This is a genomic window from Actinomycetota bacterium (assembly GCA_030774015.1).
Classification (GTDB): Bacteria; Actinomycetota; UBA4738; order UBA4738; family JACQTL01; genus JALYLZ01.
This window is the reverse complement of sequence record JALYLZ010000136.1, coordinates 17,916-33,468: the sequence shown is the minus strand read 5'-3', so window position 1 is coordinate 33,468 and position 15,553 is coordinate 17,916. Positions and strand designations below refer to the sequence as shown.

The 15,553-nt window shown below is 68.6% G+C and carries 18 protein-coding genes; 15 read left to right on the top strand and 3 right to left on the bottom strand.

The features are described 5' to 3' along the window. From M3Q23_13920 to rpsA, 4 genes are all read left to right on the top strand, one after another. On the top strand, window positions 1-1,310 hold a 1,310-nt coding region (locus M3Q23_13920; GenBank protein ID MDP9343156.1), incomplete at its 5' end, for a DNA polymerase. 51 nt (window positions 1,311-1,361) lie between these two features. Further along, window positions 1,362-1,907 (top strand): sigma-70 family RNA polymerase sigma factor, encoded by a 546-nt coding sequence (locus tag M3Q23_13915; protein ID MDP9343155.1) that lies wholly within the window; start codon window positions 1,362-1,364, stop codon window positions 1,905-1,907. After that, window positions 1,904-2,713, top strand: coding sequence for a hypothetical protein (locus M3Q23_13910; GenBank protein MDP9343154.1), 810 nt, complete (start codon window positions 1,904-1,906; stop codon window positions 2,711-2,713). The genes M3Q23_13915 and M3Q23_13910 overlap by 4 nt, the downstream gene beginning before the upstream one ends. Before the next feature lie 150 nt (window positions 2,714-2,863). Continuing rightward, on the top strand, window positions 2,864-4,303 hold the full coding sequence (rpsA, locus tag M3Q23_13905) for a 30S ribosomal protein S1 (protein ID MDP9343153.1): 1,440 nt from the start codon (window positions 2,864-2,866) through the stop codon (window positions 4,301-4,303). Between the two features lie 40 nt (window positions 4,304-4,343). Here rpsA and M3Q23_13900 read toward each other — a convergent pair whose 3' ends face one another. Continuing rightward, a complete protein-coding gene (locus tag M3Q23_13900; GenBank protein ID MDP9343152.1) occupies window positions 4,344-4,739 on the bottom strand; it encodes a pyridoxamine 5'-phosphate oxidase family protein in 396 nt (131 codons plus the stop codon). 153 nt (window positions 4,740-4,892) lie between these two features. Between M3Q23_13900 and coaE the strand changes: the two genes are divergently transcribed. The 8 genes from coaE to M3Q23_13860 all read left to right on the top strand — a co-directional run bounded on the left by coaE (window position 4,893) and on the right by M3Q23_13860 (window position 11,097). Then, window positions 4,893-5,498 (top strand): dephospho-CoA kinase, encoded by a 606-nt coding sequence (gene coaE, locus M3Q23_13895; protein ID MDP9343151.1) that lies wholly within the window; start codon window positions 4,893-4,895, stop codon window positions 5,496-5,498. 15 nt (window positions 5,499-5,513) lie between these two features. After that, complete coding sequence (locus M3Q23_13890) at window positions 5,514-6,218, top strand: HAD-IA family hydrolase (protein MDP9343150.1); 705 nt, start codon at window positions 5,514-5,516, stop codon at window positions 6,216-6,218. After that, window positions 6,215-6,607 carry a DUF2203 domain-containing protein gene (locus M3Q23_13885; GenBank protein MDP9343149.1) on the top strand — a complete coding sequence of 131 codons (393 nt, stop codon included), beginning with the start codon at window positions 6,215-6,217 and terminating at the stop codon, window positions 6,605-6,607. The genes M3Q23_13890 and M3Q23_13885 overlap by 4 nt, the downstream gene beginning before the upstream one ends. A 60-nt stretch (window positions 6,608-6,667) precedes the next feature. Next, window positions 6,668-7,630: an ABC transporter ATP-binding protein gene (locus M3Q23_13880; protein ID MDP9343148.1), complete on the top strand. Its 963-nt coding sequence runs from the start codon at window positions 6,668-6,670 to the stop codon at window positions 7,628-7,630. Continuing rightward, window positions 7,627-8,391, top strand: coding sequence for an ABC transporter permease (locus M3Q23_13875; GenBank protein MDP9343147.1), 765 nt, complete (start codon window positions 7,627-7,629; stop codon window positions 8,389-8,391). Before M3Q23_13880 ends, M3Q23_13875 begins: the two co-directional genes overlap by 4 nt. A gap of 79 nt (window positions 8,392-8,470) precedes the next feature. Next, window positions 8,471-9,430 (top strand): ABC transporter substrate-binding protein, encoded by a 960-nt coding sequence (locus M3Q23_13870; GenBank protein ID MDP9343146.1) that lies wholly within the window; start codon window positions 8,471-8,473, stop codon window positions 9,428-9,430. Between the two features lie 15 nt (window positions 9,431-9,445). Next, window positions 9,446-10,345, top strand: coding sequence for an amino acid ABC transporter permease (locus M3Q23_13865; GenBank protein MDP9343145.1), 900 nt, complete (start codon window positions 9,446-9,448; stop codon window positions 10,343-10,345). A 2-nt stretch (window positions 10,346-10,347) separates the two neighbouring features. Next, window positions 10,348-11,097: an amino acid ABC transporter ATP-binding protein gene (locus tag M3Q23_13860; GenBank protein ID MDP9343144.1), complete on the top strand. Its 750-nt coding sequence runs from the start codon at window positions 10,348-10,350 to the stop codon at window positions 11,095-11,097. An 8-nt stretch (window positions 11,098-11,105) separates the two neighbouring features. Here M3Q23_13860 and M3Q23_13855 read toward each other — a convergent pair whose 3' ends face one another. Together M3Q23_13855 and M3Q23_13850 are read right to left on the bottom strand one after the other, a co-directional pair. Next, a complete protein-coding gene (locus M3Q23_13855; protein MDP9343143.1) occupies window positions 11,106-11,534 on the bottom strand; it encodes a PIN domain-containing protein in 429 nt (142 codons plus the stop codon). Beyond that, on the bottom strand, window positions 11,531-11,758 hold the full coding sequence (locus M3Q23_13850; protein MDP9343142.1) for a ribbon-helix-helix domain-containing protein: 228 nt from the start codon (window positions 11,756-11,758) through the stop codon (window positions 11,531-11,533). The genes M3Q23_13855 and M3Q23_13850 overlap by 4 nt, the downstream gene beginning before the upstream one ends. 119 nt (window positions 11,759-11,877) lie before the next feature. On the opposite strand from M3Q23_13850, the gene uvrB reads away from it, so the two are divergent. The 3 genes from uvrB (at window position 11,878) to M3Q23_13835 (ending at window position 15,544) form a co-directional block, all read left to right on the top strand. Beyond that, window positions 11,878-13,899: an excinuclease ABC subunit UvrB gene (gene uvrB, locus M3Q23_13845; protein MDP9343141.1), complete on the top strand. Its 2,022-nt coding sequence runs from the start codon at window positions 11,878-11,880 to the stop codon at window positions 13,897-13,899. Window positions 13,900-14,096: 197 nt separating this feature from the next. Then, complete coding sequence (locus M3Q23_13840) at window positions 14,097-14,507, top strand: hypothetical protein (GenBank protein ID MDP9343140.1); 411 nt, start codon at window positions 14,097-14,099, stop codon at window positions 14,505-14,507. A gap of 2 nt (window positions 14,508-14,509) precedes the next feature. Then, window positions 14,510-15,544 carry an amidohydrolase family protein gene (locus tag M3Q23_13835; GenBank protein MDP9343139.1) on the top strand — a complete coding sequence of 345 codons (1,035 nt, stop codon included), beginning with the start codon at window positions 14,510-14,512 and terminating at the stop codon, window positions 15,542-15,544. Window positions 15,545-15,553 lie beyond the last annotated feature (9 nt).

Here is a 15,553-nt window from a genome sequence, read left to right as displayed (position 1 = left end):
GGGGGGCCCCCGAGGCCGCCGCGGTGGCCCTCCTCGCGCCCGTCATGGAGAAGCGCATCGACCGGGCCGGGCTGCGGTACCTGCTGGAGGAGGTCGAGCTGCCGCTGGCGGCGGTCCTGGCCCGGATGCAGGCGCGAGGCGTGGCCCTCGACGTGTCCTACCTGGAGGACATGTCGGCCAGCGTCACGGGACGGATGGCCGCGCTCCAGATCGAGATCTACCGGCACGCCGGGCGGGAGTTCAACCTGAACTCGCCGCCCCAGCTCCGGGAGATCCTGTACGGGGAGATGGGCCTCTCGCCGGGGAAGAAGACCCCGAAGGGACAGCTCTCCACGGACGCCAGCGTGCTGGAGAAGCTTCGCGACCAGCACCCCATCGTGGACGCGCTGCTCCAGTGGCGGGAGTTGGACAAGCTGAACTCGACCTATCTGGTGGCGCTGCCCAGGCTGATGAACCCGGCTACCGGGCGGGTCCACACCACGTTCAACCAGGCCGTGGCCGCGACGGGCCGGCTGTCGTCGACGAACCCCAACCTCCAGAACATCCCGGTGCGTGGCGAAGAGGGGCGCCGGATCCGCCGGGCGTTCGTGCCGGGCTCGCCGGGCCAGGTCCTGATGTGCGCGGACTACTCACAGATCGAGCTGCGGATCCTGGCCCATCTGTCCGGCGACGAGGGGCTGGCGGAGGCGTTCGCGTCCGGGGCCGACATCCACACCGCCACGTCGGCGCTGGTGTTCGGGCTCCCGGCGGACCAGGTGGACTCCTCGATCCGGAGCCGGGCCAAGATGATCAACTACGGCCTGGCCTACGGCATGAACGCGTACGGGCTGGCCTCCCGCCTCGGCATCGCGCCCGACGAGGCCCAGGAGTTCATCGACGCCTACTTCGCCCGGTTCCCCAAGATCCGGGAGTTCCTGGACCGCCAGGTCACCCGGGCGGCCGCCGAAGGGTTCACCGAGACCCTCCTGGGCCGGCGCCGGTACATCCCCGAGCTCCAGGCGGCGAACCCCCGGGTCCGCGACCTGGGACGGCGCATGGCGCTGAACGCCCCCATCCAGGGCGGCGCCAGCGATGTGTTCAAGCTGGCCATGATCCGGGTGGACCGCGCCCTCGGGGAGTCCGGCCTGGACTGCCACATGCTCCTCACGGTCCACGACGAGCTGGTGTTCGAGGTGGCGGAGGAGCAGGTGGAGGAGGCCGCCAAGCTGGTCAAGGACGAGATGGAGGCGGCCTACGAGCTGAAGGTTCCCCTGCGGGCCGACATCGGCTGGGGCCAGAACTGGGCCGAGGCCGCTCCCGCCGGCCACTGACCGGCGCAACACGACCGAAGCGAAGAGGTTCGCCTTCGCATCTAGACATCGGTGAACGGCCAGAGGGATGACATCGCGCCGGGAAGTCTCCAGGTGACCGAGACCCTCGGCGCACCGGACCTGGGAGACCTGTACGCCCGGCACGTGGGCGGGGCGGAGTCGTTGGCCCGCCTGCTGACCGGGGACCCCCATCTGGCCCAGGACATCGCGCACGAGGCTTTCGTCCGGGTGACCGGGCGATTCGGCCACCTGAGGAGCCCGGCGGCCTTCGAGGCCTACCTGCGCCGGACCGTGATCAACCTGTGCAAGGCGCATTTCCGCCGGGCCCGGGTCGAACGGGCCTATCTCCGGCGCGAGGGACCGCGGGCTGCTGGTATGGCAGCCGTGGGACCCGAGGCCGGGGAGCGCAATGAGCTGTGGACGGCCGTGCTCGCCCTTCCGTACCGGCAGCGCGCCGCCATCGTCCTCCGCTTCTACGAGGACATGACCGAGGAACAGGCCGCCCGGGCACTTCGGTGCTCCAGTCGCGCCGTGAACGCGCTGGTTTCACGCGCCATCGAGCACCTCCGGCGGACCGTGAGGAGGGACGTGCTGTGAACGACCTGGAGAACCGGCTTCGAGGGGAACTGCGCCGCCAAGCGGAGCCCGACCCGTTTCGGCCAATGCCCGAGGGCACCGTGCGCCGGATCCGCGGGCGTCAGGGTCGCACGGTGGTCGCCGCCGCCATCGCTCTGTCCTTGATCGTCGGCGGGGCCTTCACGCTGGCGCGGGTCGTGCCCGGAAACGGGAAGGCCCAGCCCGCCGCGTCGGAGACGCGGTCGCCCGCGCCGTCGCCATCTCCCTCCCCGTCGCCTGCCCCCCCTGCCCCCTCCCCTTCGTTTGGCCCCTGGCCGGTGGTGGCGATCGGAGGAGACTTCACGCCGTACGACGGGGCTGGCACCGGCGAACGCCAGAGAAGGGTCGTGGCGTACGGGACGGTGGATGGAGTTCCGTGGAGCGTGACGGTGGGCCTGGAGGAGTACACGACCAATCGGTGTGTCGGCCTGTTCTTGAAGATGGACGGCGGGACCTTCTGCAGCGAGAAGGGCCCGCAGACACTCCCCGGGATGTCCGTGCTCAGCACCGCCAGCAACCTCGGGATTGGCTATGTGGGTGTGCTCGCCCCGGCCGTGAAGGACGTCACGGTCCATCTGGACGACGGGGAGGTTCGGCCGGTTGCCATCCTGCCCGGCCCTCCCGGCGACGATCTCAACTACTTCGTCCTGTTCCCGCCCCCTCGGGCCCCGGGGGTCGTCGTCGCGAACGATGCGAGAGGGAATGTCCTGGGGCGCGCTCCCCTGTGCGCGTGGGACAGAGACCGGTCGCCGGGCACGTCGATCAGTGGCCCCTGCCTGAACGGGTGACTCGCTCCCGCGAGCCGCGTTCGAGGCCGGGCTCGCGTCCAGAGGTATCCGTTCGATTGACGCTCGGTTCGGCGCGCAACTAACATTCCTGCTGGCCGCAAGGCTTCTTCTCTGCGCGGCTGTACCCCATCTGGAACCGGGTGCACCCGCATGGGAACGCTTGTGGCTTCGGGAGAGGAGTTGGTCGAGATCGAGACATCGCAGGCCCCGGCCGCCGCCGCGGCGGCCGTGCAGGACGACCTGACGCCGGAGGAGCTCCGGCAGGCGGTCGAGGATAGCCTCATCTCCTTCAAGGAAGGTGACATCCTCGCCGGCACCGTCGTGAAGGTGGACCGCGACGAGGTGCTCGTCGACATCGGGTACAAATCGGAGGGCGTCGTCCCCTCCAAGGAACTGTCCATCCGCCACGACGTCGATCCCTCACAGGTCGTGAGCATCGGCGACCCCATCGAGGCCCTGGTCCTCCAGAAGGAGGACAAGGAAGGGCGCCTCATCCTGTCCAAGAAGCGGGCCCAGTACGAGCGGGCCTGGGGACGGATCGAGGAGATCATGACGGGCGGCGGGACCATCAAGGGCCCCGTCATCGAGGTCGTGAAGGGCGGGCTGATCCTCGACATCGGGCTGCGCGGGTTCCTGCCGGCATCCCTGGTGGACCTGCGGCGGGTCCGCGACCTCCACCCCTTCGTGGGCCAGGAGCTCGAGGCCAAGATCATCGAGCTGGACCGCAACCGCAACAACGTCGTGCTGTCGCGCCGGGCCTTCCTGGAGGAGTCGCAGAGCGAGGGACGCAAGAAGTTCCTGGAGTCTCTGACGAAGGGAGAGCGGCGCAAGGGCACCGTCTCCTCGATCGTGAACTTCGGCGCGTTCGTGGACCTGGGCGGCGTGGACGGCTTGGTGCACGTCTCCGAGCTGTCCTGGAAGCACGTCGACCATCCGTCCGAGGTCGTGAGCGTCGGCCAGGAGGTCGAGGTCGAGGTGCTCGACGTCGACCTGGAGCGCGAGCGTGTGTCGCTGTCGCTGAAGGCCACGCAGGAGGACCCCTGGAAGGAGTTCGAGCGGAAGTACCGGGCCGGCGAGGTCATCTCGGGCCAGGTCACCAAGCTCGTCCCGTTCGGGGCGTTCGTCCGGGTGGCGCAGGGCATCGAGGGCCTGGTCCACATCTCGGAGCTGTCCAACACCCACGTCGAGTCGCCGGAGCAGGTCGTGCAGGTCGGCGACCAGGTTTCCGTGAAGGTCATCGACGTGGACGTGTCTCGCCGGCGCATCTCGCTGTCCATGCGCCAGGTCGGCGACGTCGCACCCGCGGAGGTGGAGATCGAGGCCGAGCCGTCGCGGGAGCTCGCCGAGGAGGTCGTGCCGGAGCTCGCAAAGGAGACCCGCGAGGTCCTGGAAGACGCCGAGGCTCGAGCCGACGAAGGCAGCCAGGAGGCGCTGGAGGCCCTGGTGGAGCCGGAGCCCGTGGCGCCCGAGGAGGCCGCCATGCACGAGGAACCCGCGGCGGCCGCCGAGCCCGAGCCCGAGGCCGAAGAGGAAGAGGTCTCCCTCGAGGCCATCCTCCGAGACCTCAAGCGCCGCGAGGGCCGCGAGTAACGCCGGTCCACAGCCGCGGGACCGGCCGGCCAACGCTCGGCTACGGCGCGCGCCAGACCACGTGGCTCGGGTGGGGATCTCCATGCCCGGTGGTCGTGGTGTGCAGGCACCGGTCCACACCGAACTCGAACACCTGTTGCACCTCCAGGCCGGGCGGCGCCGATTCCCATTGCCGCTCTCGAAGGAACGTCGCCTCTAGCTCGCCGCGGAGGCGTTCGTCCGCGACCGGCCACGCCTCCCCCGTGACGTAGAACGCGTCCTCGTTGGTCTCGGCGGGGAAGGAGTGCATGGCGTAACGCGGGTCCCGGCGGAGGTCATCCCGCTTCGGCGACGGGACCAGGAAGGCGAACAAGCCCTCCTCGAGGATGATCGGGCACATCGGGTGGGCCCGCGGCCCGCCGTCGGCGCGCACGGTGCCCAGGAAGGCCAGACCCACGCCGTACTGGTACAGGAGCCTCCGTCCGGCCTCTGCCAGCTGGGGCTCCAGGTTCCGGAACTAGCCCCACGTGATCATCACCGAAGGATGGGCGCATCCCCACCGCGCCATCAACCCGGCGCAGCCTGCTGCGTCGGTAAGCTCGTGGTCAGCATGCTGCTCGTGGGGCTGACGGGGGGAATCGGGTCCGGGAAGTCCACCGTTGCGGCCATGCTCGCCGAGCGAGGCGCCGTGGTGGTGGACGCCGACGACCTGGCCAGGCGGGCGGTTGAATCGGGGACGCCCGGATTCCACCAGGTGGAGAAGGCGTTCGGGCCGTCGGTGCTGAGGCCGGACGGATCGCTGGACCGGGAGGCCCTGGCGGCTGTTGTGTTCCGCGACCCGGAATCCCGGAGGAAGCTCGAGTCGATCGTGCATCCCGAGGTGGCTCGCCTGTTCATGGAGGAGCGAGGGCGCCACGAAGGGACCGATCGGGTGTTGGTGTACGTGGTCCCGCTGCTCGTGGAGAACGGACTCCAGGGGATGTTCGACGTGGTGCTCGCGGTGACGGCCGATGAAGCGACCCGGCTGGCCCGCCTGGAGGCTCGCGGGATGGCGCCGGAAGCGGCGAGGGAGCGCATGGCCGTTCAACTGCCGGACGCCGACCGGGAGCGGGTGGCCGACGTCGTGATCCGCAACGACGGCTCCAGGGAGGACCTCGAGCGGCGGGTGGACGAGGTGTGGGCGGACCTCACGCGCCGCGCCGCCCCGACCGGCTAGGCTCGGCGTCGAGCGATGCGATACCGGGCGGTGTTCTTCGACGCGGGGGGAACGCTCATCGACCCCGACCCCACGTTCACGGAGCTCCTGGCCCGGATCCTGACCGAGGAGGGACATCCGGTCGATCCCGAGCGGGTCGTTGAGGGGCTGCCGGCCGTGGCCGACGTGTTCCTCCAGGCCGCCAAGGACCGCGAGCTGTGGACCACCTCCGACCAGCGGTCGCGGTTGTTCTGGGGGCGGTTCTACCGGCTGCTCCTGGGCGAGTTGGGGATCTCCGAGGATGAGCTCGAACGCCTGGGCGATCGCCTGTACGCGGTGTTCACCGACCCGTCCAGCTACCACCTGCTGCCCGACGCGCCCGCCGTCTTGGACAAGCTCCGCGACGCGGGCGCCATCCTCGGCCTGGTGTCGAACTTCGAGGCCTGGCTGGAGCGCCTCCTGGAGCACCTGGACGTCGCTCGGTACTTTCCGGTCCGGGTGATCTCCGGCGTCGAGGGGGTCGAGAAGCCCGACCCGGAGATCTTCCGCATCGCCCTGGACCGGGCCGGAGTCTCGGCGGGGGAGTCTGTCTACGTGGGCGACAACCCGGTGTTCGACGCCCTCCCGGCGGAGGAGGCCGGCATGGCCGCGGTCATCGTGGACCGGTGGAACCGCTTTCCGGAGTACGAGGGGACCCGCATCGGCTCCCTCGACGAGCTCCCGGGAGTCCTGGAGCTGTGAGCGACCCCGGGCCGGGCGCCGAGGAGCGCCGGTTCACCGTGGAGGAGGCCAACGCCATGCTTCCGGAGCTCCGGGAGTCGCTGGCCAGGATGCGCGAGGCCCGGCAGCTCATGCTGCGGTCGGGAGAACGGGTCCGGGAAACGGTGGCCGGGAACGGGGGCGGCCCCGAGGGACGCGAGTACACGGAGGCCGCGCAGACCCTGAAGGACGGGGTCGAGCGCCTGTCGGGAGAGGGCATCGTCCTCCGCGACGTGGAGGAGGGCCTGGCGGACTTCCCCTCGACCCGGGAGGGGCGCCTGGTATTCCTATGCTGGCGGCTGGGCGAGGACACGGTGGCGTACTGGCACGACGTGGACACCGGGTTCCCCGGGCGCCGCCCGCTGGATTGACGGCCCGGTGAAGCCCCCGCCATCCCGGCGGCCCGGCCGCGCGGTACGCTCCACCGGCACATGACGGTGGCCATCTCGGTCAATGACCTCCATAAGCGCTACGGCGAGCTCGAGGCCGTGCGCGGGATCAGCTTCGAGGTCCAGCAGGGCGAGGTGTTCGCCCTCCTCGGCCCGAACGGCGCGGGCAAGACCACGACCGTGGAGATCCTAGAGGGCTACCGGCAGCGTGACGGGGGCGAGGTCTCGGTACTCGGCCATGACCCGGCCAGGGGCGAGCGCTCGCTGAAGGCCCGCATCGGGATCGTCCTCCAATCGGCCGGCGTCGACCCATTCCTGACCGTGGCGGAGACCATCGAGCTGTACCGCGGCTACTACCCGCATCCTCGGCCGCTGGACGAGGTCATCGACGTGGTGGGGCTCCAGGCGAAGCGCGACACGCGGGTGAACAAGCTCTCCGGCGGCCAGCAGCGCCGCCTGGACGTGGCCATCGCCCTGTCCGGCGACCCGGAGCTGCTGTTCCTGGACGAGCCCACCACGGGCTTCGACCCGGGCGCCCGGCGCAACGCGTGGCAGATGGTGAACAACCTGCGCTTGCTGGGCAAGACCGTGCTGCTCACCACGCACTACATGGACGAGGCCCAGGAGTTGGCCCAGCGGGTGGCCATCATCGCCCAGGGTGTGATCGTGGCCGAGGGCGCGCCGTCCTCGCTGGGGGGCCGCGACGTGGCCGCGACGATCATCCGGTTCCGGATGCCGGAGGGAGCGGGCGACCCGCCCATCTCGTTCGCGGCGGACCTCGTGGTGAGGGACGGGATCGCGGAGATCCGAACCACCGAGCCGACCCGCGTCCTGCACGATCTGACCGGTTGGGCGCTCGAGCGAGGCATGGAGCTGGAGGCGCTGTCCGTGGCCAGGCCGAGCCTCGAGGATGTATATCTCCAGCTCACGGGCACGGCCGAGCAAGGAGCGGAGCAGGAGGAGCCGGTGACCACGGGCGGTGGGCGACGGAGGCGACGGGGGTGAGCGACCTCGGCCTCGTGCTCCGGCAGGTCAGGTACGTCAACAAATCCTTCTGGCGGAACCCGGCATCGGCGTTCTTCACGTTCGCCTTTCCGCTGATGTTCCTGGTCATCTTCACGGCGATCTTCGGCGGCACCCAGGACACGCCGTTCGGCACGATCAAGGCGTCGAACTACTACATCCCGGCCATCGGCGCCTTTTCCATCATCACCGCCACCTACACCAATCTGGCGATCAGCGCGACCTTCCTCCGCGACGCCGGGATCCTCAAGCGCGTCCGAGGGACACCCCTTCCGGGATGGGCGTACATGATCGGCCGGATCCTTCACGCCATCCTGGCGTCGTTCCTGCTGGTGGGCATCGTGGTCGCGTTCGGTGTGGCCTTCTACGGAGCGAGCGTCCCGACGGGCCGCCTCCTGCCGTTCATCCTGACGATCGTGGTGGGGGCGGCGTCCTTCGCCGCCCTCGGACTCGCGGTCACGGCCATCGTGCCGAACGCGGACGCCGCACCGGCCGTGGTGAACGCCACGGTCCTGCCCCTCCTGTTCCTCTCGGGGGTCTTCTTCGCCCTCCCGTCCGGAAACCCTTGGTTCGTGGTGGTGGCAAAGCTCTTCCCGATCTACCACTTCGCCCACGCCATGCTGTCGTCGTACTTCGGGTCCGGGAACGGGTGGGAGGGGTTCGACCTGCTGATCCTGGCCGTCTGGGGACTGGCGGGTGCGATCCTGGCCGTCAGGTTCTTCCGCTGGGAGCCGACGCCGTAGTTGGGTTCCTGAGCCCCGGGGGCGGGTGGTAGGCTCCGGCATCGCCGGCTCCGCCTGAAGCCATGGGGAGGAAGCAACGATGCGCAGGATCCTTATCACCGTCGCCGTGTTCGGCCTGGTTCTGTCAGCGTGCGGGAAGTCCAGCACGACCACCGGCGTGCAGGGGCCAACCGGAACCACCGGAACGACCGGCCCCACGGGCGCGACAGCGTCTCCGACGACTGCCACAGCCGCCGACTGCGCGAAGACGGCGACGTTCACGAACACCGGTCAGCTGACCGTGGGTACAGACAACCCCGCGTATCCGCCATGGTTCTCGGGGGGCTCCGCCAAGGGCTCGATGTGGAAGGTGGACGACCCCAACAACGGCAAGGGCCTGGAGAGTGCCGTGGCCTATGAGGTCGCGAAGCGCATGGGCTTCAGCCAGGACCAGGTGAACTGGGTCGTCGCGCCGTTCAACCAGACGTACGCGCCCGGCCCCAAGAACTACGACTTCGCCATCGAGCAGATCTCGTACACGAAGAAGCGGGCCGACGCCGTCGACTTCAGCGACAGCTACTACGACGTGAACCAGGCGCTGGTGGCCATCAAGGACACGCCAGTCACGAAGGCGACCAGCATCGCGGACCTCAAGGGATTCACCCTGGCAGCGCCCATCGGCACCACCGCGTACACCTACATCACCGACGTCATCCAACCGAACAAGGAGCCGGGCGCCTACACCACGCTCTCCGACACGGTGGCCGCGCTGAACGCGCACCAGATCGACGGGATGGTGGTGGACCTTCCCACCGCGCTGTACATCGCCGACCCGTACGTGCAGGAGATCAAGAACAGCGTCGTGGTGGGGCAGTTCCCGAACCCAGCCGGCGGGACCACCGACCACGTCGCCATGGCGTTCCAGAAGGGGAGCGACCTGGTGCCCTGCGTGAACCTGGCCCTCGCCGAGATGAAGGCGGACGGGACGCTGGAGAAGCTCCAGACCGAGTGGCTGTCGCAGAAGACGAACGTCGGCGACGTTCCCGTGCTCAAGCAGTAGGAGCCTGCGCCCAGCGTGAGCTCCGGGAACCCGTTCGACGTCGAGCCGATCATCGAGAGCGCCGGCCCTTCGGAAGGGAGCCGGCGCTCCCGCTTGTTCGGGGACACGCTGCGCCAGGAGGGAGCGAAGGGTGTCGCCATCGCGCTCGTCAGCACGGTCGTGGTGGTGTTCGCTCTCGTGTGGGTGGTCGGGCACTCCGCGAACTGGCCGGCTGTCAAGCAGGCCTTCTTCAACGGCCAGGAGTTCAAGGACACGTTCCCCGAGATCGCGAAGAAGTTCGTCCGCAACATTGAGTACTTCCTCATCGCCGAGGTCTTCATCCTGGCTTTCGCGCTGCTGCTCGCGGTCATGCGGAGCCTGTCCGGCGCGGTGTTCTTCCCGCTGCGCCTCCTCGCGATCGTGTACACGGACCTCTTCCGGGGGCTCCCGGTCATCCTCGTGATCTACCTGCTGGGGTTCGGGATGCCCTCGCTGGCGCTGAGCGGGTTGCCGAGATCCGCCACGTTCTGGGGTGTGGTGGCCCTCATCCTGGCGTACTCGGCCTACGTCGCGGAGGTGTACCGGGCCGGCATCGAGTCGGTGCACCCCAGCCAGGTCGCGGCGGCACGCGCACTCGGCCTATCGCGGTGGAAGACCCTCCGGTTCGTGGTCATCCCCCAGGCGGTCCGGCGGGTGGTCCCTCCGTTGCTGAACGACTTCATCGGGCTCCAGAAGGACACGGCACTCCTGTCCCTGGTCATCGCGGTGCCCGAGGCGTTCAAGCAGGCGCAGATCGACCAGAGCGCCGACTTCAACTTCACCCCCGTCGTGTGTGCCGCGATCCTGTTCCTTGCGATCACGATCCCGATGACGCGGTTCGTGGACTGGCTGCTGGTGCGGCAGCGAGCCCGGCGGCAGGCCGGGGGCGTCGCGTGACCGTGAACGGCGTCGCGCTGAGCCTGGAGGGCGTCCGCAAGTCGTTCGGGAAGCTGGAGGTGCTGCGAGGCATCGACCTGTCGGTCGCCGAGCATGAGGTGGTGTGCCTGATCGGTGCGTCGGGTTCGGGAAAGTCCACGCTGCTTCGGTGCGTGAACCTGCTGGAGCCGCTGGATGCCGGCCGCATCCAGGTCCACGGAGAGGACATCACCGCCCGGGGGGTCGACGTGAACCGGATCCGGCGGCACATCGGCATCGTGTTCCAGTCCTTCAACCTGTTCCCGCACATGAGCGTGCTGCGCAACGTGATGCTCGGGCCGGTGGAAGCGCTCGGCACGCCGCGCCGAGCGGCCCGGGAGGACGCGCAGAAGCTCCTGGCCCGCTTCGGCCTGGCGGACAAGAAGGACGAATACCCCGACCGGTTGTCGGGCGGCCAGCAGCAGCGCGTGGCCATCGTGCGGGCCCTGGCCATGAAGCCCGACATCATGCTGTTCGACGAGGTCACGAGCGCACTCGACCCGGAGCTCATCGCCGAGGTCCTGAACGTGATCCGCGAGCTGGCCGCCTCCGGCATGACCATGGTCATCGCCACCCACGAGATGGGATTCGCCCGCGACATCGCCAACCGGGTGTGCTTCCTGGACGGCGGCGTGATCCTGGAGGAGGGCCCGCCGGACCAGATCTTCAGCCGGCCGGAGAACCCGCGCACGCAGCAGTTCCTCCAGCGCATCATCGAAGCGGGGCGGCTGTAGCGGTCCAGCTACGGCTTCGCGTCCGCCGGCAGCAGGGTGAACGAGCCTCCCTGGAGCGGCCGGATGGCCCGGAAATGTCGCTCGTCGAAGGTCAGAATGCGCCGCGTCCCGAACCGCCTGGCCAGGACCACGATCGACAGATCGGCGAGCCCCGGATCGAGGTCGGCGTATTGTCGCTCGAGCCCGGCCAGGGCGGCGTAATCATCGGGTTCGAGACAGTCCACCAGGAACCTTCCGGTTGCCAGGTCGTCAACGAACCCTAGGCGGGCAGCCCTGCCCAGTTTCTTGCCAACGAGGTAATCGACCTCGGCGCTGATGGGCGCCGGAAGCACGAACGGACCCCGTTCGTGGAGGAGGGCATTCTGAGCAGCGGCGCGAGCGGGATCGCGCCGATCGGCCGCCGCGACGAGCGGTCCCGAGTCGAGGATCAACGTCACGAACCGAATCCCTCGAAGAGCTCATCATCTGAGATGTCGGCGACTGACCGTCCGTCTCCCTCGCCACTGTTGAACAGTGCGAAGTTTCGGTCGGCGGGGCCGTCGGGCACGTACCGAGCAATGGCTCGGCGCACGATCTCGGCCTGCGACGTGTGCTCCAGGCGAGCCAGACGACGAAGACGCTCGACTTCCGCGTCGTTCAGATACAGGCTGGTCTTCTTCATGGCGTGATGTAGGGTATCACGTAGGGCAGCCGGGTGGCCCCTCTTTTGGGACGTCGCGACAGTTCGGACTGGGAAGACGACCCGGAGGTGTCACACGTGGCCCGTACAATCGGTTGGGTATGCCCCCCTTCAAGGTCGTCAGCGATTTCGAGCCCACCGGGGACCAGCCTCAGGCCATCGACCGGCTGGCTGAGGGTGTGCTGCGCGGGGACGACCGCCAGACCCTCCTCGGGATCACGGGAAGCGGGAAGACGTTCACCATCGCCCACGTGGTCGAGCGGGTCCAGAAGCCGACCCTGGTGATCAGCCCCAACAAGTCGCTGGCGGCGCAGCTGGCCAACGAGTTCCGGCGCTTCTTCCCGAACAACGCCGTGGAGTACTTCGTCAGCTACTACGACTACTACCAGCCCGAGGCGTACGTTCCCCAGACCGACACGTACATCGAGAAGGACTCGTCGGTCAACGACGAGATCGACCGGCTGCGGCACTCCGCCACCAGCGCGCTGCTGATGCGCAAGGACGTCCTGATCGTGGCCAGCGTGTCGTGCATCTACGGCCTGGGCTCGCCCGAGGAATACATGGGGACGATCCTGCGCGTCCACAAGGGCGTGCCCCTGAACCTCGATTGGGCCATCCGGCGTCTGGTGGACATCCAGTACGAGCGCAACAACGTGAGCCTGGCCCGGGGCCGGTTCCGGGTGCGCGGCGACACCATCGAGGTCCACCCCGCCTACGAGGAGACCATCCTGCACATCGAGCTGTGGGGCGACGAGGTGGAGCGGATCATCCGCATCGATCCCGTCACCGGCGAGTTGATCGAGGAGCTGGACGAGGTCACGGTCTATCCCGCCACGCACTACGTGGCCGGCGGCGCGCGCATGGAGCGGGCCATCCGCGGCATCGAGGTGGAGCTCCGGGAGCGACTTGCCCAGCTGGAATCGGAGGGCAAGCTGCTGGAGGCCCAGCGCCTGCGCATGCGGACCAACTACGACCTGGAGATGATGCGCGAGATGGGGTTCTGCTCCGGGATCGAGAACTACTCCCGGCACATCGACGGCCGCGGCCCGGGGACCGCGCCCTACACCTTGCTCGACTACTTCCCCGAGGACTGGCTGTGCGTGATCGACGAGTCGCACGTGACGGTTCCCCAGCTCCACGGGATGTACGAGGGCGACATGTCACGGAAGCGCACGCTGGTCGACTTCGGGTTCCGGCTGCCGAGCGCCATGGACAACCGTCCGCTCCAGTTCGACGAGTTCACGGACCGCGTGAACCAGGTCGTGTACATGTCGGCGACGCCGAGCCCGTACGAGCTGCGGGTGTCGAAGCAGGTGGTCGAGCAGATCGTGCGGCCCACCGGGCTGATCGACCCCGAGGTCGAGGTCCGCCCCACGAAGGGGCAGGTCGACGACCTCATCGAGGAGATACGCCGGCGGGCCGAGCGAAACGAGCGGGTCCTGGTGACGACGCTGACCAAGAAGATGGCCGAGGACCTCACCGACTACCTGATCGAGATGGGGATCCGGGTCCGGTACCTGCACTCGGAGATCGACACCATCCAGCGGATCGAGATCCTGCGGGACCTCCGGCTGGGGGAGTTCGACGTCCTGGTCGGCATCAACCTGCTCCGGGAGGGCTTGGACCTGCCGGAGGTCTCGCTGGTGTCGATCCTGGACGCCGACAAGGAGGGGTTCCTGCGGAGCGAGACGTCGCTGATCCAGACCATCGGCCGCGCCGCCAGGAACGTGGCGGGCAAGGTGATCATGTACGCGGACGAGGTCACGGATTCCATGAAACGGGCCATCAGCGAGACCCAGCGCCGCCGGAAGATCCAGATGGAGTTCAACGTCGAGCACGGCATCGACCCGCAGTCGATCCGCAAGGAGGTCACCGACATCCTGCTGTCCATGCAGGCAGACGTGGTGGGGGGCGGCAGGTCGACCACGCCGGACCGCCGCCGCCGCCGCCGCGAGCACCCGGAGATGCCCACCGAGGAGCTGGAGCGATTGATCCAGACCCTGGAGGAGGAGATGCACCAGGCCGCGAAGGACCTCCGGTTCGAGTACGCGGCGCGGATCCGCGACGAGGTCAAGGACCTCCGGCAAGAGCTGGACTCCATGCGGCGGGCCGGGGTGCGATGAGCAGTCGAGCTCGGGAATCAGCCCGATCTTGGGGGCCGTCCGGGTAGAGTCCGAGACCACCGACCCGGAGGGGTTTGATGAAGCACTGGTCGATTCTCGCGATTGTCGCCGTCCTGGCTGGGAATGTCCTGACGGGATCGCAGGCTCCTGCTGCGGCATCAGGGGGACAACAGCCCAGGCCGGGATCCGGCCCTACCGTGATCCACATCCAGCGTCATTCGAGCATCAACGTCGGCTGCGACACGACCGAGGAGTGCGACATCCAGGATGAGATCCTGTTCGACCTGTCCACTCCGGAGTCGGTGAAGTCCATCCAAGTGACCTATACGCTGACGTTTCAGTACACGACCTCGCTACCCGATGCTGGTGTCGTACGCGCGCTGGTGCTTCCGCACGAAAACGTGACGACTCGAGTGTATCCCCATCAGTTCCTGGTGAACTCAGATGGGACCACCACCACGGCGTCCGCGACGTTCATCGCACATCTACCAGCCCGCGGGCGCACTTACTCGATCGGGTTGGAGGCTCAGCTGCAGGACGAGGGGGCAACCGGAGGGAGTTTCAAGGCCCACCCAGTCGTCGTGGTCCTTGACGCCCGGCCTTCCTGACTATGGGTGACCTCTCCATCCGCGCACCGTTGGGCTGGCTGGGTCCGGGCCGGCTGGTGGAGAACATCTCGGTCGTGGTGGAGGGCGACCGGATCTCCTACGCGGGCCCCGGCCGCGACGCTCCCGGAACCGACCTCACCGTGCTGGTCGACGGGTTTCTGCTTCCGGCCGTTGCCGATCGCCACGTCCACATCGCCATGTCCGATGCCGGAGCGGTCCTGCTGGGCGGCGTCACCGCGGTCCGGGACATGGCCTGGCCGCCGGACGAGATCTTTCCCCTCGCCGACGCTTCGGAGGGACCTTCCTTCAACGGCCCGCTGATCCGGGCGGCGGGTCCGATGCTGACGGCGCCGGCCGGCTATCCCACCCGGTCGGAATGGGCGCCCCCCGGGACCGGCCTGGAGGTGCGAGGGGTGGAGGAGGCGACCGCGGCGGTGCACCGGCTGGCCGCTCGCGGCGCCGGGCACATCAAGGTGTCCCTGAACTCGGAGGCAGGTCCCACGCCGTCCGACGAGGAGCTCGTGGCCATCGTGGACGCCGCCCACGCCCGCGACCTGCCCGTGTCGGCCCACGTGCAGGGTGCCGGCCAGGCCGAGCGGGCTCTCGGCGCGGGCCTGGACGAGATCGCGCATAGCCCGTGGACCGAGCGCATCTCCGACGGCGTGGTGGAAGGAATGGCTCGGTCCATGCGAGTGGTGTCGACGCTCGACATCCATTCGTTCGGGGTGGACACGCCGGAGCTCCGGCGGGCCCAGGACAACCTGTGGCGCTTCGCCAACGCGGGCGGCAGGGTGCTGTATGGAACCGACCTCGGGAACGGACCGGTACCACCGGGAATCGACGTCCGGGAGATCCTGATGCTGTTCGACGCCGGCCTGCGGGCCGACGCAATCCTCGAGGCCATGATGCGGGCCCCGCTGGAGGAGGATGCCCCCGCTGACATCATCGCCGTGGCCAGGAACCCGTTCGAGGACCTCGAGGCCCTGGAAGAGCTGCGGCTGGTGATGCGGGCCGGCCGGGTCGTGTTCCAGCGGTAGCACGCCTCC

Coding starts and splice junctions, on each gene's coding strand:
- uvrB (MDP9343141.1), top strand. CDS start 11,878: ATGCCCCCCTTCAAGGTCGTCAGCGATTTCGAGCCCACCGGGGACCAG.
- rpsA (MDP9343153.1), top strand. CDS start 2,864: ATGGGAACGCTTGTGGCTTCGGGAGAGGAGTTGGTCGAGATCGAGACA.
- M3Q23_13870 (MDP9343146.1), top strand. CDS start 8,471: ATGCGCAGGATCCTTATCACCGTCGCCGTGTTCGGCCTGGTTCTGTCA.
- coaE (MDP9343151.1), top strand. CDS start 4,893: ATGCTGCTCGTGGGGCTGACGGGGGGAATCGGGTCCGGGAAGTCCACC.
- M3Q23_13835 (MDP9343139.1), top strand. CDS start 14,510: ATGGGTGACCTCTCCATCCGCGCACCGTTGGGCTGGCTGGGTCCGGGC.
- M3Q23_13850 (MDP9343142.1), bottom strand. CDS start 11,758: ATGAAGAAGACCAGCCTGTATCTGAACGACGCGGAAGTCGAGCGTCTT.
- M3Q23_13880 (MDP9343148.1), top strand. CDS start 6,668: ATGACGGTGGCCATCTCGGTCAATGACCTCCATAAGCGCTACGGCGAG.
- M3Q23_13890 (MDP9343150.1), top strand. CDS start 5,514: ATGCGATACCGGGCGGTGTTCTTCGACGCGGGGGGAACGCTCATCGAC.